Origin of the sequence: Alteromonas sp. 009811495, assembly GCF_028865455.1 — a bacterium.
Taxonomy (GTDB): domain Bacteria; phylum Pseudomonadota; class Gammaproteobacteria; order Enterobacterales; family Alteromonadaceae; genus Alteromonas.
Window position 1 is genome coordinate 3,287,641 of sequence record NZ_CP113972.1, and the last position, 19,287, is coordinate 3,306,927.

At 44.3% G+C, this 19,287-nt stretch carries 18 protein-coding genes; 10 read left to right on the plus strand and 8 right to left on the minus strand.

Annotated features, from left to right (window positions below; genetic code table 11):
• Positions 1 to 50 precede the first annotated feature (50 nt).
• The 4 genes from prsK to OZ660_RS14935 form a co-directional block, all read right to left on the minus strand.
• Positions 51 to 2,084, minus strand: a complete 2,034-nt coding sequence (gene prsK / locus OZ660_RS14920; RefSeq protein WP_274741448.1) for an XrtA/PEP-CTERM system histidine kinase PrsK — start codon at positions 2,082 to 2,084, stop codon at positions 51 to 53.
• A gap of 97 nt (positions 2,085 to 2,181) precedes the next feature.
• Positions 2,182 to 3,306, minus strand: a complete 1,125-nt coding sequence (locus OZ660_RS14925; protein ID WP_274741449.1) for a beta-ketoacyl-ACP synthase III — start codon at positions 3,304 to 3,306, stop codon at positions 2,182 to 2,184.
• Between the two features lie 299 nt (positions 3,307 to 3,605).
• The gene (locus OZ660_RS14930) at positions 3,606 to 5,408 is read right to left on the minus strand and encodes a choice-of-anchor I family protein (RefSeq protein ID WP_274741450.1); all 1,803 of its coding nucleotides are present in this window, start codon (positions 5,406 to 5,408) and stop codon (positions 3,606 to 3,608) included.
• A gap of 321 nt (positions 5,409 to 5,729) precedes the next feature.
• Positions 5,730 to 6,212, minus strand: a complete 483-nt coding sequence (locus OZ660_RS14935; RefSeq protein WP_159626776.1) for a hypothetical protein — start codon at positions 6,210 to 6,212, stop codon at positions 5,730 to 5,732.
• A 278-nt stretch (positions 6,213 to 6,490) separates the two neighbouring features.
• Between OZ660_RS14935 and OZ660_RS14940 the strand changes: the two genes are divergently transcribed.
• Positions 6,491 to 7,288 carry a M48 family metallopeptidase gene (locus OZ660_RS14940; RefSeq protein WP_226432140.1) on the plus strand — a complete coding sequence of 266 codons (798 nt, stop codon included), beginning with the start codon at positions 6,491 to 6,493 and terminating at the stop codon, positions 7,286 to 7,288.
• 53 nt (positions 7,289 to 7,341) lie between these two features.
• Here the strand turns inward: OZ660_RS14940 and OZ660_RS14945 are convergent, their stop codons facing one another.
• On the minus strand, positions 7,342 to 8,184 hold the full coding sequence (locus tag OZ660_RS14945; RefSeq protein ID WP_202262268.1) for a mechanosensitive ion channel family protein: 843 nt from the start codon (positions 8,182 to 8,184) through the stop codon (positions 7,342 to 7,344).
• Between the two features lie 843 nt (positions 8,185 to 9,027).
• On the opposite strand from OZ660_RS14945, the gene OZ660_RS14950 reads away from it, so the two are divergent.
• The 4 genes from OZ660_RS14950 to ruvX all read left to right on the plus strand — a co-directional run bounded on the left by OZ660_RS14950 (position 9,028) and on the right by ruvX (position 11,898).
• Positions 9,028 to 9,756, plus strand: a complete 729-nt coding sequence (locus tag OZ660_RS14950) for a 16S rRNA (uracil(1498)-N(3))-methyltransferase (protein WP_274741451.1) — start codon at positions 9,028 to 9,030, stop codon at positions 9,754 to 9,756.
• Between the two features lie 148 nt (positions 9,757 to 9,904).
• Positions 9,905 to 10,858 (plus strand): glutathione synthase, encoded by a 954-nt coding sequence (gshB, locus tag OZ660_RS14955; RefSeq protein WP_274741452.1) that lies wholly within the window; start codon positions 9,905 to 9,907, stop codon positions 10,856 to 10,858.
• Positions 10,859 to 10,907: 49 nt separating this feature from the next.
• Complete coding sequence (locus OZ660_RS14960) at positions 10,908 to 11,474, plus strand: YqgE/AlgH family protein (protein ID WP_159626764.1); 567 nt, start codon at positions 10,908 to 10,910, stop codon at positions 11,472 to 11,474.
• The gene (gene ruvX / locus OZ660_RS14965; RefSeq protein WP_274741453.1) at positions 11,467 to 11,898 is read left to right on the plus strand and encodes a Holliday junction resolvase RuvX; all 432 of its coding nucleotides are present in this window, start codon (positions 11,467 to 11,469) and stop codon (positions 11,896 to 11,898) included. The genes OZ660_RS14960 and ruvX overlap by 8 nt, the downstream gene beginning before the upstream one ends.
• Before the next feature lie 6 nt (positions 11,899 to 11,904).
• Here ruvX and OZ660_RS14970 read toward each other — a convergent pair whose 3' ends face one another.
• Genes OZ660_RS14970 through OZ660_RS14980 form a run of 3 tightly spaced genes read right to left on the minus strand, consistent with a single transcriptional unit; the run spans position 11,905 to position 14,429 of the window.
• Positions 11,905 to 12,234 carry a putative signal transducing protein gene (locus OZ660_RS14970; RefSeq protein WP_274741454.1) on the minus strand — a complete coding sequence of 110 codons (330 nt, stop codon included), beginning with the start codon at positions 12,232 to 12,234 and terminating at the stop codon, positions 11,905 to 11,907.
• 29 nt (positions 12,235 to 12,263) lie between these two features.
• Entirely contained in the window at positions 12,264 to 13,376 is a 1,113-nt protein-coding gene (locus OZ660_RS14975; RefSeq protein ID WP_202262273.1) for a PilT/PilU family type 4a pilus ATPase, read from the minus strand.
• Between the two features lie 9 nt (positions 13,377 to 13,385).
• On the minus strand, positions 13,386 to 14,429 hold the full coding sequence (locus tag OZ660_RS14980) for a type IV pilus twitching motility protein PilT (RefSeq protein WP_159626757.1): 1,044 nt from the start codon (positions 14,427 to 14,429) through the stop codon (positions 13,386 to 13,388).
• A 27-nt stretch (positions 14,430 to 14,456) separates the two neighbouring features.
• Between OZ660_RS14980 and OZ660_RS14985 the strand changes: the two genes are divergently transcribed.
• The 5 genes from OZ660_RS14985 (at position 14,457) to OZ660_RS15005 (ending at position 19,286) form a co-directional block, all read left to right on the plus strand.
• Positions 14,457 to 15,155 (plus strand): YggS family pyridoxal phosphate-dependent enzyme, encoded by a 699-nt coding sequence (locus tag OZ660_RS14985; RefSeq protein WP_274741455.1) that lies wholly within the window; start codon positions 14,457 to 14,459, stop codon positions 15,153 to 15,155.
• Positions 15,156 to 15,220: 65 nt separating this feature from the next.
• Positions 15,221 to 16,042, plus strand: a complete 822-nt coding sequence (gene proC, locus OZ660_RS14990; protein WP_274741456.1) for a pyrroline-5-carboxylate reductase — start codon at positions 15,221 to 15,223, stop codon at positions 16,040 to 16,042.
• A gap of 21 nt (positions 16,043 to 16,063) precedes the next feature.
• On the plus strand, positions 16,064 to 16,603 hold the full coding sequence (locus OZ660_RS14995; RefSeq protein WP_274741457.1) for a YggT family protein: 540 nt from the start codon (positions 16,064 to 16,066) through the stop codon (positions 16,601 to 16,603).
• Positions 16,604 to 16,637: 34 nt separating this feature from the next.
• Positions 16,638 to 17,078 (plus strand): DUF4426 domain-containing protein, encoded by a 441-nt coding sequence (locus tag OZ660_RS15000; RefSeq protein WP_446698938.1) that lies wholly within the window; start codon positions 16,638 to 16,640, stop codon positions 17,076 to 17,078.
• A 186-nt stretch (positions 17,079 to 17,264) separates the two neighbouring features.
• Complete coding sequence (locus OZ660_RS15005; protein ID WP_274741458.1) at positions 17,265 to 19,286, plus strand: NADPH-dependent 2,4-dienoyl-CoA reductase; 2,022 nt, start codon at positions 17,265 to 17,267, stop codon at positions 19,284 to 19,286.
• The last annotated feature ends 1 nt before the right edge of the window (position 19,287 follow it).

The window sequence follows — 19,287 nt, forward strand, 5'->3', positions numbered from 1 at the left end:
TTAACTTCATCCATTGTATAGCGCTAATGCTAAACGCGAGCTCATACTATTTAACTCAGCGGAAAGTAGAGGGTAAAACAACTTCCGCGCCCCGGCTCGCTTAACACCGTAAGCTTACCGCCAATAGACTCAATATATGTTTTTGCATCATACGCACCAATGCCCATTCCCGCGTTGCCTTTTGTGGTATCAAAAGGCTTAAATAAGCGCTCTTCAATAAACTGTTTGTCCATGCCAGTGCCACTGTCTTCTATCATAACAAGTTGAGCATTGTTATCGTTGTCTAGGCTAACAATAACATCCACAACCCCATCATCAGGTGTGGCCTGTTGCGCATTGCTTATTAAATGATAAAGCACATTGGCTACTTTTTCCCTATCTACAATGACGGATTGCTCAGCGGCAATATGCACTGATGGAATAGGACTTAGGCCAGAACAGCGATTTGTGACAACCTCGTTAGCTATTTCAGAAAGTAGAAACTCAGAATTAACACCTTCATCCATGGCTTTTTTGTCGGTTAACTGTTTGAGCATTTTTTCCATTCTAGCTTTCGTATGCTCAAGGGTTTCAAACGTATCTTCGATAAATTCTGGATTGTGTTTATGTTGCTGAGCATTGGCGAGAATCAAGTCAACCTGAGCAAGCACATTTTTTAAATCATGTAATACAAACGCTGACATACGATTGAAGGCAGCAAACTGTGCGTTTTCAGCGACGACTTGAGCTGCTTCATGGTGCTGCATGTAAGTCCCCACTTGCTCAGATACTGCATTGAGATAGTCTTTCACTTCCCAATTAAGGCTAACCTTTTCTTTATCGCCTGCCGCTAATACCGCAAAGCCCCAAAGCCCGCCATCTTTCATAAAAGGCACAAATAACTGGTAATCCCAGTTTTTTAAAACATCGCGGTCGAGTTTAAGTCCGTTATAATCAAAAGGCTTTACCAAGTAGGCTTCAGTGTCTACAACCCATCCGTTTTGTTTGGTGTAGTCAGCCAATGTGCTAAGTATGACTTCGACGTCCTTAGAAACGTCTTTGTTGTCTGTTGTGGCTTTTGCAATACATTCAATGCCGCTATTCGTCATTTTGTAAAGCAGCCCGGACTCATACTGGATAGCGTTAAGCATCCCTGTCAGACCTGCGTAATACACATCTGAAGAATGCTCTCCAGCATGGGTAAGCCATTTTGTTAGCTTTACCCACTCAACGCGATAGTCGAACTGATTTGCAAAAAAGTGTTTAGTGATAAACACCTTAATTTTGGTACGAAAGCCGTTTGACAAGAATACGGTTGCGAGCAAAGCGAAAGACATAACGACAAGAATGATCTGAACTGTTGCGCCCCAACTTCCTCCCCAATAGTTAACCGCGTACCCCACAATGGCCATAACAAACAGGTAACCACCCGCAACTAGCAACAATGAACTGTGAAGTACTACATCTCGAGAGATAAATATGTCTATTCCCCAATGGTGTATTCGACGAATAGAAATAACCAACAATGGCATTAGTAAGAAGTAAATGTATCCGCGAGCTGCGATATAGCCCACTTCAACCTGGTTGACCATGGTGGCATTGGCGTAGGTGACAAACTCAAAAAGGTTGGTTGCCCCCAAATAAATGATCAGTGGTTTAAACGCCCACTGCTCTTTTCCCGCCTGTCGATAAACCACTTCCAACAATAGCAGTACTTCTAAAGACAGTACTATTAACGCTAGAAAGCTCCATGACGGGTTAATGGGTAATAAATACGGTGCAAAAAGCGCTACTATTGCAGGTGCAATGATAATAAGCGTGACAGGCCGCTTTATAACGTCGAGAAAACTTTTGAAGTCTGTCTGAATACAGCCAGCAAGAAAGAGAAGCCAAGCAATCTGTTTAAATACATCGGTACTCAGTAACGCACTGAGTGAGATAGGCCCAAACAAAAGTGTGATCAGACTCGTTGACCACACAAATGTTGCGGCTGAAGCCAAAACCAGAAGATGCTTCGCTACACCCGGCTTTTTAACCGTTAACAGCAGCAACAATAATGCTAAATAAGCGAGGCTATTAAGCGCATAGCCTACATCAGAAATCATCCGTTAACTCCACCCTTGTTGTCATTATTGTAAAGGGGGCTACTCAGTGTCATCCAAGTAGCATGTTCCATGAGGCGTAGCCTCGCCAACCTAGGTACTATCGTTTTTTGATGACAAGAGAGCCTATTGAGTAGCCTGCACCGAAAGAACATAGAACACCAATATCGCCTGACGTTAAATCTTCGTGATGTAGACCAAATGCGATCACTGAGCCTGCCGATGCAGTATTGGCAAACTCATCAAGTACGATAGGCGCTTCTTCCCGCGTTGCATCACGGCCTAGTAGTCGCTTACAAATGAGGGTATTCATATTGATATTAGCTTGGTGTAACCACCAACGCTTCACACCTTCAGGCGTAATGTCGTGACTCGCTAAATGTGCTTCAATATGCGCTGCTGCAAGTGGACACACTTCTTTGAAAACCTTACGTCCAGCTTGATGAAAAAGCTTATCCGGGCCATAAGGATCTACATCTTCAGCACGTGTCATATAGCCAAAGTTTGAACGGATATTGTTTGAAAACTTAGTCAGCGCTTTGGTGCTTAACACATCATACACGTGCTCGCTTTGCGCTGTATCGGCTAATTCTAGAACAGTTGCTGTGGCAACATCACCGAAAATGAAGTGACTATCGCGGTCCGCATAGTTAATTTGTGGCGAGACTAACTCAGGATTAATCACTAGAACACGTTTAGCGTTACCCGCACTAAGCATTTCATACGCACGATGCATACCAAAAGTAGCGGCAGAACACGCCACTAACATATCAAAACCAAACCCTTCAATATTTAGCGCTTCTTGTACTTCTATCGCAATAGCGGGGTACGCGCGCTGTGTATAGGCACATGACACAATGACGGCATCCACATCCTGCGCTTGAACGTTTGCAGAGGCCAATGCTAGCTTTGCTGCTTCAACCGCAATTTCTGCTTGGTGAGACAGTTCACCATCTTCACGAGGTGCGATTTTTGGCTTCATTCTTTCAATATCTAGTGCACCCTCTTTTTGATAAATGTATCGACTTTTTATGCCAGAGGCTTTTTCAATAAATTCTGCACTAGAATAAGGCATGGCATTGACTTCGCCAGCTTCAATTTGCTGTTTGTTCTTTTCGTTGAAAGCATCGACGTAAGCATTGTAACTCGCGACTAACTCTTCGTTAGTTATACTTTCTTCAGGATGCCAAACACCCACACCACTAATAACTACTTGTTGAGACATAAGCATTCTCTATTAATCATTTACCGAGGCAACCACGCCTTCACAAAAGCACTAAGGAAAAACGGTCTACGCCATTGTGCAGTGTTGCCTTTACTATTTCGAACTTGTGTGTTCGAGACTCTTGTTAGATAGCTTACCTCAAACACTGCACGCTGTAACCATTACAACGCACCAGATGCACCAATTAGATCCAAACAAAAACGCCCCCAGAAGTCAGAACAATGACCGCTGGAGGCGTTTTTTACGTTTGTATTTTGTAAATCAACGTTGGTACATACTCAAACCAACGTGACTAGCAACTACAGTTGATTAATTTGCCAAACCGTGACTGTACCGCTTACTTCGTTACCAACAACAAGTAGCGGAACACCACTTGGGCTATTGTCAGCACTTACAAACACTAAGCTTTCTGGCGCTAAGTCACCGATAACATTGTCGGCAGTTAGCCCATCTGTTAGGTCGCGGTTAATCACATATTCTGCAAACTGTACATCATACGGATTTGTCACGTCATAAACGAAAATGCCACCCATACGCTCAGTACCAATAAAGGCATAGGTGCGATCGCCAACTTGGCCTACTGTTAGCGCTTCAGGCTCTGGCCCTTTGTTCTCAGAGCGAGAATCGCCCGCGTTTTCGTCGTCACCGTTGTTGAACTGTGCACCGTGAACTGATGCGGTAATTCGCTCGAAGTCGTCGCCAGAATCATAAACCACTAAGCCGTTCTGATCCCATATAGTGAATGAACGTGCGCCGTAAGCATAAGCAGCGTCGTATTCGCCGTTACCATCAGCATCACCCATGGCAGTAGTTACACGCAGGCCGTCCGCTTCACCCGTTGCTTGCAGCATAGCTAACTCAGAATTGGCTTCAGCGGTTAAGTCTTCCACTTTTACTTCATCGGTATATGCTAAACAGCCATCGTCTTCGTCGAAATCTACGCCACCAGCAGCAGTACATGCCGCTGCATCAGCTGCAGCAAAGAAATATTCGCGAGCGTCACCTTCGTTAGCCGTAACGATGAACGTTGCATCTTTCCATGTGAAGTTGGCAATAGTGTCAGGCTGATACACGCCGTACAAACCCGAGTATTGTCCAAAGCTTACCGAATCATCTTCTTGAATATCAATGTTCAATCCAGCCCATGATTTCGTGCCCAAGCCAACAACCTGAACCGTCAAATCTTCAAGGTCAATTACTGCTAAGCCATTATTTTCTTGCAAGCTAACATAAGCTACATCGTTGGTCGCAGTAATGTATTCAGGCTCTAAATCTTGTGCGACAGATGCAGTAATAGTTGTGCCATTTATCGTTTGGCCAGCAGGGTTCGGGAACATCATTCCCTGTGCCATTAGGTCTGCTTCCATGCCATTAAATGCAGTAAACCCAACCGTAGTCCCTGACTCTTCAGGCTCGCCACTTGCTAGAATGTTAATAACAGTTACTGAGCCTACAGGGTCAACGGTATAATCATCTGAAGGTTCACCTTCGTTAGCCACTAAGGCTCTGCCACCGTCAGGTGTAAATGTCACCATATCAGGTAGCGCACCTACTTCAACTGAATCTAGGAAAACAGGCGCTGAGCTATCAAGCCCTTCGTAGAATAAAACATAACCGTTGTCTGTCTTAACGCTTGCAGGCACTGCAACCGCCATAAGGTCGCCACTAATTGCAATGCTCGTTAGGCCACCAAGCGCAACACCATTAATATCAGCAGGTAAGCTAATGGTCGTCGGTGTGAGTGTTGTAGTATTGATAGGGTCCTGCATTACAGCCGTCGACACGCTAGCTGCTGGAATCACCGCGATTGTGTTGGTGGCGCCGTTTGTAGCGTAGATGGTATTAGTCGCTGCGTGGTATTGAACAATTTCAGCTGCACCTTGGGCACCAAGAAATGCGCGGCCCACGATATCCATTGAAATGCCGATAGAGGCGTCTGTACCATCCGAACCATCAGCACCTGCTTCACCTTGCTCACCCTGCGGGCCTTGAGCGCCAGTTTCGCCTTGTGCACCGTCGTCACCGTCTAGGCCACAACCTGTAAGTGCTGCTGAAACTAAAAATGCGAGTAACCCTACTTTAAACTTATTACGCACTGCCATTTGCTTTCCTTTTTATATTTGTGTCGCACGTCTACTGTATTTGAACAATAGCCTTGTCAATACCAGCAACATTACCAGCACTAACGAGTATCATTGTCTAAAACACCAGTACACCAGAAAAATCATTTAACTTCTATGTATAAATTAGGACCAGTTTATGACACAAATATTAATTTGGCAAAACGTATAAAAAGCTACGGCGAGCCCCGTAGTGCAAAGTGTAGAAATCAATTCATCCTCGGCTCATTCAATGACGAAGTTAAGCCAACGCAAAGTCTGTCACACAATTGTCATTTAGCGCACAATGTAACTATTTAAAATCTAAAACGCCTGGTTACAGTAATCGGGATGAACGTGGTAAAGCTGTACTTCTCCCCCAACTCTCACACTAACGCAGTCCCCCACTTCGATGTCATCCTGCTCGGTAGTAACCACAACGTAGTCTCCATCAATAGCTTGTAAGCCAACTTCTAGACCGTTCAAGTCACCCTCCATGATGGAAACTGCCATTCCACTGAACACAGCACCAAATAGCGCTGAAAATAGCATATCGTCATCACCAAAATTGTAGAGTGCTCCCTCTACAGCACCTACAGCAGCAGCCTCCTCAGCATAAGACTCGAAGCGAATTGGCGTAACGTCGGCGACTGTAGCGTAAAACATTGTGACAAATTGGTTTCGCTCACTATTTGGAACTTCTCCCGTTACTGTGCATCCTGATAAGCAACCAAGTAAGGTAATCAAAAGCAGCGAAGATGTAGCCTGTAAGCGAGTTTTTAAGGGTGGCCTAGTGTTAGTCGACATAGCAGCGGTTCCGGTAAATAGTTTTCATCCATCACATTACGCCATGTAAAATGAACCAAAACTTAACGACGCTGCATCGAAAAGCTGTTTTTTAAAAGCCTTTTCAACCTGCTCAAATTGCATTTTATTGTCATCTTTATGTCAATCACTACAGCAATCTATTCACCACATTCATTTTACGTGTACTATAGCGACAGTGAACATGTTGATTTGCCCTACTAATTTTGAACATTTTGCGCTCCCAAAACGTTATAAAGGTAGGTTGAAAAGGATTAGTTATGAAAATGAAACTCGCCGCTACGGCAATCGTTGCAGCAACAATGGCACTTTCAGGTTGTGCAACTTCACCTACAGGACGTAATCAAGTTCTGCTTTATTCAGAAAGTCAGCTAGCTCAGATGGGTGATCAAGCGTTCACCAGCATGAAAGAAGAGCTTAAAGTCTCTAGCAAGCGCGTGCAAAACTCATACGTTGAATGTGTCGCCAATGCAATTACCGCACAAGTACCGGCCTCTGTTTTTGATGGTCAATGGGAAGTCGTTGTATTTGATGACGAGCAGGTTAATGCTTTTGCCCTGCCGGGTGGAAAAATTGGTGTTTACACTGGCTTGTTGAACGTGGCTGAAAATCAACACCAACTGGCTGCCGTTATCGGTCATGAAGTTGGGCATGTTATTGCACAACACGGTAATGAGCGTATGAGTCAATCTACGCTTATTAATGTAGGCACACAGGCAGTTGGCCAAGTGCTTGAAGCAAATGAAGTATCTCAGTCTGGACCCATTATGGCAGCCATTGGATTAGGTGTTCAAGTGGGGGTTCAACTACCTTACAGTCGTACACATGAATCAGAGGCTGATGTTATCGGTTTAGACCTTATGGCCAAGTCAGGCTTCGACCCGAGACAATCGGTCAACCTGTGGCAAAATATGGATGCCGCAAGTGGTGGTAATAGACCAATGGAAATTATGTCGACTCACCCGGCACCACAGACCCGTATTGAAAACTTGCAGGCAAACATGCCAAATGCCTATGCGAATTACCAAGCTACTCGCAGTAGACCAAGCTGTAAGTAATTAAAAAAACAAAAAACGCCGCAATTGCGGCGTTTTTTTCACTATTGCGATGATTATTCGCTGTCTGCTTTGTGAAGATGTACATCCATTTGAGGGAATGGAATAGAAATACCTTCTTCATCAAAACGCAGTTTTACTTTCTCAGTGAAATCAAACTTTACGCCCCAGAAGTCAGCTGAGTTTACCCACGGTCGAACTACAAAGTTAACGCTGCTATCGGCAAGTTCTGAAACCGCAATTTTTGGCTCTGGTTCAGCCAAAATGCGCTCATCTTCCGAAACTAACTCCTGAAGTATTTGCTTCGCTTTAAGCAAGTCGGCGTCGTAACCAATACCCACAACCATATCAACGCGACGTGTTTCTCTGGCTGAGTAATTCGTAATATTGCCGCTATAGATATTACCGTTAGGTACGATAATCTCTTTGTTGTCTGGTGTGTTCATGGTGGTTGTAAAAATACCAATTTTTACAATAGAGCCAGCGGTTCCCGCTGCTTCAACAAAATCTCCCGCTTTGAACGGTTTAAAGACAAGTAACATTACGCCCGCGGCAAAGTTTTTCAGTGAATCTTGAAGAGACAAACCTATTGCTAGACCTGCCGCACCTAATATTGCCACTAGTGATGTCGTATCTACACCAAGCTGGTCAAGCGAAGCGACTATCACAAACAACATCAAGATAGCGCTTAAAATAGACTCTAAAAAGTCTACCAGCATGTTGTCATATTTTGACTTAGCCATTAGGCGTCTAAATACAGACAACAAAAACCCAACGACAATTCTACCGATCACATAAATGGCAATTGCCATGGCGATGTTAATACCCCACGGTATAGCGTAATCATTTATGTAACGTTCAACATCACTTGCAGAAAAAAGCGTGAGCTTGTCTTCCATAGTATATTCCTTGTGGTGATTTATTGTTTATCGTGATAACGGTATCAGCTATTTCTCTTCATACCAATACAGTATGTAATCTTGTGATGAAAATTCGTTCTAAAGTCTACTAAAATTCTGCCAGGCACTATCAAAAAATTAATCTAAGGTTCAATACAACCCATTAAAAAGCGTTACTTCGCTTTTTAATGTAGCGTGTCATCAAGTTGTCACTCAGATTTCGTAAAGTACATCACAGCGTATAAGCTGACATACGTTACTAGAAATCAAAACCTGTATATTTAAAGCACAAGTTTAAAGAGGAATGCGATTTTCTCAAAAACTAAAACTCGCTCTTTTTCGGAAGTAGCAGAGATTTAAAAGTATTTTTTTGATGATTTTTTAACCACAACGTTTTACACTAGAGCGCGATGTGACGAAAGGGAATTGATTCGTAAATATTCGCATCAATGACATTTATGTCACCATTCAAGCTTTAGCAAACTATGTAAAATAAAGGATTAACGCATGTTGCTTCTCACAATATTATTTTCGGTCGTTTTGTGCTTGTTTCTTTATTCATTGCGCACCGATAAAGGTAAACATACCAAATACGCAAGAGCTCAAGACCGTGCAGTAGCGCCCTCTTCTCGCACAAGCGAAAAGCTGAAGACGTCTGCAAACCGGTCGACACCCACAGTGGCGTAATTCACCACTTAGGTAAAGAAAGACATTATCAAGACACTGTAAGAAAACATGTTGCTGACGATTCCGCGATTTTTTTTCACGAAATCGTCAGTAGCATTGCAACCTATACAGTCTGACACGTATCATAGAGCGCAATATAAATCGTGCTGAAATGATATGCGTATTCCAAGAGTTTATTACCCTTCTCCTATTCCTTTAGAACAAGAATTCACGTTAACTGATGATGCGGGCCATCACATTGCAACCGTGTTGCGCATCAAACCCAATAGACCTATTGTGCTTTTCAATGGCGACGGTAACGAATACAGCGCCACTGTCATTAGTATTCAGCGAAAGAAAGTCATTGTTGAAGCCGACGCGTGTCTTTCCATTGCCAAGGAATCCCCGTTACATCTACACCTAGGTCAGGGAGTGTCAAAAGGGGATAGAATGGATACGGTGTTACAAAAAAGCGTAGAGTTAGGTGTAACAGAGATTACACCAATTATTACAGAACGATGCACTGTAAAACTTGATGAAGCTCGCTGGGAAAAAAAGCTGCAACAATGGCAAAAAATCATTGTTGGCGCATGTGAGCAAAGCGGCCGTAATGTGCTGCCCACATTACACTCTCCTGTTTCGCTTAATCAATGGTTGGCCAGCTCGACAGCCACCACTCGACTCGTGTTAGCACCGGGTGCTCAGCAAAGTTTAGCCAGACAACCTTATAATGCTCAAGGTTATCGACTTCTTATCGGTCCAGAGGGTGGATTGTCGGAATCAGAAATACACATGGCAAACGAAAGTGGGTACCAATCAGTCAGTTTAGGTCCGCGTATTTTACGCACTGAAACCGCAGCCATAACGAGCCTTAGTATCTTACAAGCTCAACATGGTGACTTTTAGTACCCAAGTTGACATAAGTAATTACCATTTTCTCTTATATATGAAGGCTTGAAGAAATCATCCATGGCCCAATTTATAGGATAATGTGGTAATTAAATATTTTTGCCATTAGCTAAGCCCGTTCAATTTAATCCAAAGTGAGAATACTATGCACTATACCGTCGGCGTGATCATGGACCCCATTGCGAGCATTAAACCGCATAAAGACACTAGCTTTGCAATGATGCTTGAAGCACAGCGCCGCGGTGCAAAAGTCGTTTACTTTGAACTTAAAGACTTGTACTTAGACAATGGTAAGCCCATGGGTATTGCCAAAACGGTAAGCGTTACCGACCAAGCGACCGACTTCTACACTATAGAAGATGAAGCAACTGTTCACCTTGGTGATATTGATGTGCTATTGATGCGCAAAGACCCACCGTTTGACAGTGAGTTTCTTTACGCAACAGAAGTACTTTCATTAGCCCAAGATGCTGGTGCCTTAGTGGTAAACAACCCTCAGGCGCTACGCGATTATAACGAAAAGCTATTCACCTCGTATTTCCCTGAACATATCCCTAATACACTGGTAACCAATAACCAAGCGCTTGTGCGTGAATTTCATGCCAAGCATCAGGATATAATTTGTAAACCACTTGATGGTATGGGTGGCGCATCTATATTCCGCGTTAAGCCAGATGGCAATAACTTAGGTGTCATCATTGAAACACTAACAAAGTTGGGCACACGTTACATGATGGTTCAGGAATACCTTCCTGAAATTAAAGAGGGTGACAAACGTGTTCTGATCGTTGATGGTGAAGTTATGCCCTACTGTCTTGCTCGCTTGCCTACCAAAGGTGAAACACGCGGCAACTTAGCCGCTGGCGGCACAGGTCGCCCACAGCCTATTTCTGAATCAGACCGCGCACTTGCTCAAGCCATTGCACCGAAACTTAAAGAAAACAACATAATGTTCGTTGGACTAGATGTTATAGGCAATAAGATTACAGAAATCAATATTACCAGTCCGACTTGTGTAAGAGAGATAGAAGCTGCGTTTGATGTCGACATCATGGGCGCGCTATTTGATGCTATCGAAAAGCGCTTGGCGAACAAATAATCTACACTTTAACTGGATATTGTCGAAGTCATTGAGCGAGAGAAGTAGCATGACGGAATTAAAAAGCTTACAAAACCATTTCTTGGTCGCCATGCCAAGCTTAGATGATCCGTATTTTTCTCGTTCGCTCATCTATGTGTGTGAGCATAACGCCGATGGCGCAATGGGTATTGTGGTCAATCAGCCCTCAACAATGAATGTTAAGCAATTGCTTGAGCAAACGAATAAAGAATTGTCAGTATCTGATGAAAAAGCAGAGCAAATTGTCCTTGCTGGCGGGCCGGTAAGTCAAGAAAGAGGCTTTGTACTGCATTCAGCTCAACAAGAGTGGGCCTCTAGCTTAAAACTAGCCCCTGGCATCATGGTAACAACATCGAAAGATATTCTTACCGCCATCGGAAACGACCAAGGTCCTGACGATGTGTTAATTGCCCTAGGTTACGCTGGCTGGACTGCCGGGCAATTAGAAAAAGAAATGCAAGAAAACGCGTGGTTAACCATAGAAGCTGACGAAGAAATCTTATTTCACACGCCCATGCATAAAAAGTGGCAAGCAACCGTTAATAAGCTTGGTGTAGATGTATGGCAACTGGCACCGGGAGCAGGACATGCCTGAGGTGGGTAGTCGCACCGTTCTTGCCTTTGACTTTGGTACCAAAAGTATTGGGGTTGCCGTAGGACAAGAAATTACAGGTACTGCCGCCCCCCTCCCGGCCCTTAAAGCTCGCGACGGCATTCCCGATTGGGATCTAATTCAAAAACTTTACGACGAATGGCAACCACATGTTGTAGTCGTTGGTTTACCACTAAATATGGATGGTACAGAGCAAGAGATGACGCAGCGTGCGCGTAAATTCGCTAACCGCTTGCACGGGCGCTTTCGAGTTGCAGTAGAAAAATGCGACGAAAGGCTCACCACTACAGATGCTAAAGCCATGTTGTTTGAACTAGGTGGCTATAAGAAGCTAACCAAAGACAAGGTAGACAGCGTGTCAGCCTGCGTGATTTTCGCAAGTTGGAACGAAAGCCAGTACGAGTAGCATGTCTTACTCTGGCTTTCTCCCTTCATTGCATTGCCAGCAGACCTCAAACGCGCCGCCATTTTCCTCGTTACAAATTGTGCACACCCAGTCTTGATGAGATTGAGGAATCGTTGATGAAGTTTCGTTAAACAAGGCATCAATCACTTTACTGGCCCTGGCATACCAACTGTCATCAACCAACCACAATTCAGGTTGTGCCTCTTGCCACGGCAGTTCACCTAGTGCGCCACCCGCAAACTCATTCTTTACTAAATAAGGGATAGACAGCGCATCTAGTTCACTTCGCACTGCCTGAATCTCGAACGCATTTTGTGAAGAAAATAGTTTTTTCAACGACGCGACAACCTATTCATTGATGAAGTTTAGTCATCCATGTCAATTGAGACATTAGACAATGTGCCCAAGCTTGAACCGTCTTTCGTATCAAGCTTAATCATTAGGCGTAAATCGTTCGGCGAGTCGGCATGATGAAGCGCCTGGTCCATGTCAATTTTGCCCGCTTTATACAAATCGTATAGCGCCATATCAAAACTCTGCATGCCCTGCTCTTTGCCTTTTTTCATGGCTTCTTTTAGCGCACCGATTTCATTGCGCTGAATTAAGTCGCGTACCAATGGCGAGTTAAGTAAAATCTCAATGGCCGCCACACGACCTTTTCCATCAGGTGTCGGCACTAACTGCTGCGCTACAATTGCTCGAATATTCAGACTTAAGTCAAAACGAAGTTTGTCGTGCTGATCTTTTGGCGCAAGGTGCATAATGCGCTCGATAGCCTGATTGGCATTATTCGCGTGAAGTGTTGCCACACACAAGTGTCCAGTATCAGCAAAAGACATGGCGTACTCCATAGTCTCCATTGAGCGAATCTCACCAATGAGGATGACATCTGGAGCTTGACGTAATGAGCTTTTAAGCGCGTCATCAAATGACTGCGTATCTATGCCTACTTCTCGCTGAGTGATAACACAATTTTTGTGCTCGTGTACAAATTCAATCGGGTCTTCAATCGTTAATATATGACCGTGAGAGTTTTCATTTCTATGGCCAATGAGCGCCGCGAGTGACGTTGATTTACCTGTACCCGTGCCCCCCACGAAAAGCACCAAGCCCCGCTTGGCCATAATGATGTCTTTTAGGACAGTTGGCAGACCTAAATCGTCTGCTTTTGGGATCTGAGTCACAATGCGACGGACCACCATGCCCGCCTGATCACGCTGCCAAAAAGCAGAGCAGCGGAAACGGCCAATACCTTCTCGAACAATAGCGAAGTTACACTCTTTCGACGTGTGAAATTCGTCGCGCTGTTTTTCACTCATGGCTTCATGAACCAATGCTAATGAGGCCTCTTCAGACGACACACCTTCCGTAATTGGCGTTAGCTTGCCGTTAATTTTTGCACTGACAGGAAAACCTGCGGTGATAAATAAATCGGACGCGTTCGAGTCGACCATTTTTTGTAATAAGGTATCTAGCATTGGCGCTCCTTATAGACCACTCATCGATTTTTTATCGATAGATTTTTCGGCTGCATCTTGCTTAGTAATGACACCCATTGCGACCAAACGCTGTAAGCACTGATCCATGGTTTGCATACCGTGGGCTTGCCCAGTTTGAATAACAGAATACATCTGAGGCACTTTATCTTCACGAATAAGGTTACGTATAGCCGGTATACCCACCATAATTTCGTGTGCCGCCACGCGTCCCCCACCCACTTTTTTCAGCAGTGTTTGCGAGATAACCGCGCGCAATGACTCAGACAGCATTGAGCGAACCATGGCTTTTTCCTCTGCGGGGAATACATCGATAATACGGTCTATGGTTTTGGGTGCAGAGTTGGTGTGAAGTGTACCAAATACCAAGTGGCCCGTTTCAGCGGCAGAAATAGCCAATCGAATAGTTTCAAGATCACGTAGCTCACCAACGAGAATGACATCAGGGTCTTCACGCAATGCTGAACGAAGTGCGTTATTAAATGAATGAGTGTCGCGATGTACTTCACGCTGATTAATCAAGCTCAGCTTGTTGTCGTGCACAAATTCGATTGGGTCTTCGATGGTTAAAATATGTTCGCGTTTATGCGTATTGATATGGTCTACCATGGCAGCAAGCGTGGTACTTTTACCCGAACCTGTAGCGCCGGTTACCAGCACAATTCCCGTAGGCTGGTTGATGATTTCTTTGAAAATTTCTGGCGCGCCTAAATCATCTAATGTCAGTACTTTACTTGGGATGGTACGCAACACCGCAGCGGCGCCACGGTTTTGCACAAAAGCGTTAACACGAAAACGCGACAAGCCGTTTACTTCAAACGAGAAATCGGTTTCTAAGTTTTCTTCGTATTCTTTACGCTGCATGTCATTCATAATTTCATAAACGAGCGCATGCACCTGTTTGTGATCTAGGGCGGGTACATTCAGTTTACGCATCTCTCCATCGACACGTATGATTGGGGGTAAGCCTGCTGATAAGTGTAAATCTGAGGCGTTATTCTTAACACTGAAAGCCAAAAGTTCGGTAATATCCACAACCACTTCTCCAAAACAAGGTGAATAATGCAAACAATAGCAGAAAGACTAAATTCCGCACGAAAAGGAATAGACAAAGCCGCTACCAGTGCACATCGTCCACCAAATTCCATTAAATTACTAGCGGTTAGCAAAACTAAACCCGTATCAGATATTATGGAAGCGTATGAAGCGGGACAACGTATGTTTGGTGAAAACTACGTTCAAGAAGGTGTTGAAAAAGCACAGGAACTTGCTCACTTACCTGATATTGAGTGGCATATGATTGGCCCTATCCAGTCGAACAAAACCAAAATCGTCGCTGAGCATTTTCACTGGGTGCAATCAGTTGATAGAGAGAAAATTGCCCGTCGTTTAAATGAACAGCGTCCAAGTCACTTGCCACCACTTAACGTATGTATTCAGGTCAATATTGACGATGAGCAGAGCAAGTCCGGTGTTTCACTTGATGAGCTCGACGGATTAATTCGCTTTGTTACTAGCCAAGAACACCTTCAACTTCGTGGCTTGATGGCTATACCCAAAGCTAACCCAAGTGAAATACAACAACAGCAAACTCTCGCTAAGTTGAAGGAAATTTTCGACCATTACCATACATCACTGAGCAATTTTGATACCCTGTCCGTAGGAATGAGTAGTGATATGACTCAAGCAATACAACACGGGTCTACAATGGTACGTATTGGTACTGCTATTTTTGGCAAGCGAGATTACCCTCAAGGATAAGTCTCGCTCACGCCAGTGAGCAAACACCACTCATTAGCGAACGCAAATCAACACAGAGGATTTACATGCAACAGAAGAAATTAGCATTTATTGGCGCGGGTAACATGAGCCGCAGCATTATCAGTGGTCTAATTAAGTCAGGTTATGCAAAGGAGAATATTCTTGCAGCAAACCCGTCAACACCTAAATTAGAGGGTTTAAAAGCCGAATTTGGCATTCACACCACCCAGTCCAATGATGAAGCATGCCAATTTGCTGATGCTATTGTGCTTGCAGTTAAGCCGCAAATAATGGGCGATATGTGTGCCGCGTTACAGGAAAATAATGACCTTTCAGGTAAATTATTCTTAAGCATAGCGGCAGGATTGCCCGTCGCCCGCTTGCAAGAGATGTTAGGTGGCCAACACCCGGTAGTTCGCATAATGCCAAACACTCCTAGCCTATTAGGTAAAGGGATGTCGGGTATGTACGCTAATGACACTGTGTCTGAGTCGGACAAACAATACGTTGACGATGTGATGAATAGTGTCGGTGAAACTGTATGGGTAGAAAAAGAAGATGGCATAAATGGCGTTATCGCCGCTGCCGGAAGTAGCCCTGCTTATTTCTTCTTGTTCCTGCAAAACATGCAAGAAGAAGCGATGAATATGGGCTTCGATAAAGCACAGTCACGTTTAATGGTTCAACAAGCTATGTTAGGTGCAGCCGAAATGGTTTGTAACAACCCAGACCTTGAATTAAGCGAACTTCGCGCCCAAGTTACGTCTAAGGGCGGCACTACAGCTGAAGCCGTAAACACCTTCATTAATGAAGGCCTAAAAGACATTGTAAGTAAGTCGATGCGTGCTGCTGTAGCACGTGCTGAAGAAATGGCCAAACAGCTATAACGTTTGTAGGAAAAGAAAAACATGAACGCAACGGTATTTTTGATTGATACCTTATTTAGTCTTTATTTGATGGTAGTGATCTTGCGCCTATGGTTACAAATGGTGCAGGCAGACTTTTATAACCCACTAAGCCAGTTTGTCGTAAAGGCAACACACCCTATCGTCGGGCCGTTGCGCCGTGTTATCCCTTCTATTGGTCGGTTCGATACTGCTACCTTCGTGTTAGCTGTTGTTGTGTGCGCGCTTAAAATCGTCACCCTTGGACTGATGTTTGGCGGTAATTTAAATCCACTGGGCGTGGCTATTCTCTCAGTCATTGGGGTAATTAAAGAAACGCTGTCATTAATGTTCTGGGTACTGTTATTGCGCGCAATTCTAAGTTGGGTTTCGCAAGGGCGCTCTCCTGTAGACTACGTGTTGCATCAACTTACCGAACCGTTTTTGGCCCCTATTCGTCGCATCATTCCGCCCCTAGGTGGCCTTGATTTATCGGTGCTCATTGCCATTATTGCGCTGCAATTTTTGCAGTTACTTCTACAAGAAACGTTTCCTTTTTATTAAGGTTTCTGAAACTTCGTTGTATAGGTAAAGACCAATGAATAACCTGAAATCGACAATACTCACCGTTTTTGCAGCAATGCTGGCGCTGCTAAGCCCACATACGTTTGCTGAACAAAAAGAAACCCTTGGTGAATGGGATGTACATTATATTGTCGTGGGCACGCCCTTTTTAACACCTGAAGTAGCCTCTAGCTACGGTATCGTAAGAAGTAAGTTTAATGCACTGGTAAACATTTCAGTGCTAGACAAGGCAACTGGCGAGGCACAACGTGTCGACGTGTCAGGTAATGCTAAAAATTTACTCGGTAATACTCGCCAATTAACCTTTAAAAAGGTAGAGGAAGGCGATGCGATTTATTACTTAGCCGTATTGCCATTTCGCGATCAAGAGACATTTCGTTTCAACATTGATGTGAAAAAAGGGACGACAAAACAGACGCTTAAGTTTCAGCAAAAGATGTATGTTGACGAGTAGATAGGGACTCAAAGTGAGTCTAATCAACACATTGTGAAGCGAGATAGTTTTGGGCTATCTCGCTTTTTTAATACTTTTTCATATCAGCCGCTTTACCATTCCAGCAAGGTAGTAAATAATCAAATTAACTGGTCGGGCCAACTATGTTGGCATCCTTCAATAATAAATAAAGCAAAGAGAATACCTATGGCTACCCCTTACCCTCACCTACTTGAACCACTGGATTTAGGCTTTACTACGCTTCGCAACAGAACGCTAATGGGTTCTATGCACCTTGGCCTTGAAGAAGAAAAAGGCGGATTTGACAAACTAGCTGCGTTTTATGCCGAGCGTGCAAAAGGTGGTGTCGGTCTTATCGTGACTGGCGGTATCAGCCCAAATATATCGGGCTGGGTGGCGCCTTTCGCTGGCAGAATGACCCGTAAAGGGCATGCGAAAAAGCACCGCGTTATTACCGACGCTGTGCACGCCGAAGGCGGTAAGATTTGTATGCAAATTCTGCATTCCGGTCGTTATGGTTATCATCCTCTTGCGGTGTCTGCCTCTCCAATGAAGTCTCCCATCACGCCGTTTAAGCCTAGAGAGCTGTCGTCACGTGGCGTAAGAAGTACGATAAAAGATTATATTAAGTGTGCGAGCTTAGCATTTGAAGCGGGTTACGACGGTGTGGAAATTATGGGCTCAGAAGGTTATCTGATTAACCAGTTTTTCTGCAAAAGAACTAACCATAGAAATGATGAGTGGGGTGGCAGTCTTGAGAACAGAGCCCGTCTTGCTATAGAGATTGTAAAAGGTGTTAGAGAAAAAGTAGGTACTAACTTCATCATTATTTATCGTCTATCAATGTTAGACCTAGTCGAAGGTGGTGCCGAATGGGATGAAGTGGTTTATCTTGCAAAAGAAATAGAAAAAGCAGGCGCAACACTCATCAATACAGGCATTGGTTGGCATGAAGCAAGAGTCCCGACAATTTCTACCTCGGTACCACGCGCTGCATTTACCTGGATTACTGAGCGTATGAAAAAAGAGGTTTCATTACCGCTTGTTACGACCAACCGCATAAATACGCCAGAAGTAGCTGAGTCGGTGTTAGCGCAAGGTCACGCCGATATGGTATCAATGGCGCGACCTTTCTTGGCGGATGCACATTTTGTGGCCAAAGCCATGCGTGATGAATCGGCGCTTATCAACACATGCATAGCATGCAACCAAGCGTGTTTAGACCATGCGTTTGAGCAAAAGCGTGCGAGCTGCTTGGTGAACCCACAAGCATGTTATGAAACTGAGCTAACCTTTGCACAAGCGACTAACAAGAAGAAGTTAGCTGTTGTAGGGGCTGGCCCTGCTGGTCTTGCCTTTTCAATGTACGCCGCAGACAGAGGGCACGACGTTCATTTGTTCGACAAAGCAGCGGAAATTGGTGGCCAGTTTAACTACGCCAAACAAGTGCCAGGCAAAGAAGAGTTCTATGAAACTTTACGATACTTCCAAAATCAACTTGCGCGTACTGGCGTGAACATCCATTTGAACACTGAAGTAAGTGTAGAAACTCTGAAACAAGAAAACTTTGATGAAGTTGTACTCGCAACAGGAATTAACCCTCGAAAATTGACGATTGAAGGGCATGATCATCCTAAAGTAATGGGCTATTTAGACGTGCTTCGCGACCATAAAACCGTCGGTAAGAAAGTCGCTATTATTGGCGCAGGCGGTATAGGCTTCGATGTTGCTGAATATTTGGTAGAGCATGAGCACCTTGCCAAGGATAAAGAAAAATGGCTTGCTCACTGGGGTATCGACCAAAGCTACAGCGCGCCTGGTGCACTTAAGGAAAAAGCCATTGAGCCTTCAGAACGCGAGGTTTACCTGTTACAACGTAAAACGTCCAAAGTGGGTAAAGGACTCGGAAAAACAACCGGCTGGATCCACCGTCAGTCATTGAAGCACCACAATGTTCAAATGATCAATGGTGTAAGCTATGAGAAAGTGGATGATGAAGGATTGCATGTTCTGATCAACGACCAACCAAAAGTGCTTGGCGTTGATCATGTTATTGTATGTGCAGGGCAAGAACCCTTCAAACCGCTGCAAAAACCACTTGAAGACGCCGGCTTTACGGTGCATATCATTGGTGGTGCAGATGTTGCTGCAGAACTTGATGCCAAGCGCGCTATTCGACAAGGCGCCGAACTCGCCGCAGCAATATAGT

Coding starts and splice junctions, on each gene's coding strand:
- prsK (WP_274741448.1), bottom strand. CDS start 2,084: ATGATTTCTGATGTAGGCTATGCGCTTAATAGCCTCGCTTATTTAGCA.
- OZ660_RS15000 (WP_446698938.1), top strand. CDS start 16,638: ATGAATAACCTGAAATCGACAATACTCACCGTTTTTGCAGCAATGCTG.
- OZ660_RS14945 (WP_202262268.1), bottom strand. CDS start 8,184: ATGGAAGACAAGCTCACGCTTTTTTCTGCAAGTGATGTTGAACGTTAC.
- OZ660_RS14930 (WP_274741450.1), bottom strand. CDS start 5,408: ATGGCAGTGCGTAATAAGTTTAAAGTAGGGTTACTCGCATTTTTAGTT.
- OZ660_RS14925 (WP_274741449.1), bottom strand. CDS start 3,306: ATGTCTCAACAAGTAGTTATTAGTGGTGTGGGTGTTTGGCATCCTGAA.
- OZ660_RS14935 (WP_159626776.1), bottom strand. CDS start 6,212: ATGTCGACTAACACTAGGCCACCCTTAAAAACTCGCTTACAGGCTACA.
- proC (WP_274741456.1), top strand. CDS start 15,221: ATGCAACAGAAGAAATTAGCATTTATTGGCGCGGGTAACATGAGCCGC.
- OZ660_RS14975 (WP_202262273.1), bottom strand. CDS start 13,376: ATGCTAGATACCTTATTACAAAAAATGGTCGACTCGAACGCGTCCGAT.
- OZ660_RS15005 (WP_274741458.1), top strand. CDS start 17,265: ATGGCTACCCCTTACCCTCACCTACTTGAACCACTGGATTTAGGCTTT.
- gshB (WP_274741452.1), top strand. CDS start 9,905: ATGCACTATACCGTCGGCGTGATCATGGACCCCATTGCGAGCATTAAA.
- OZ660_RS14960 (WP_159626764.1), top strand. CDS start 10,908: ATGACGGAATTAAAAAGCTTACAAAACCATTTCTTGGTCGCCATGCCA.
- OZ660_RS14940 (WP_226432140.1), top strand. CDS start 6,491: ATGAAAATGAAACTCGCCGCTACGGCAATCGTTGCAGCAACAATGGCA.
- OZ660_RS14985 (WP_274741455.1), top strand. CDS start 14,457: ATGCAAACAATAGCAGAAAGACTAAATTCCGCACGAAAAGGAATAGAC.
- ruvX (WP_274741453.1), top strand. CDS start 11,467: ATGCCTGAGGTGGGTAGTCGCACCGTTCTTGCCTTTGACTTTGGTACC.
- OZ660_RS14950 (WP_274741451.1), top strand. CDS start 9,028: ATGCGTATTCCAAGAGTTTATTACCCTTCTCCTATTCCTTTAGAACAA.
- OZ660_RS14995 (WP_274741457.1), top strand. CDS start 16,064: ATGAACGCAACGGTATTTTTGATTGATACCTTATTTAGTCTTTATTTG.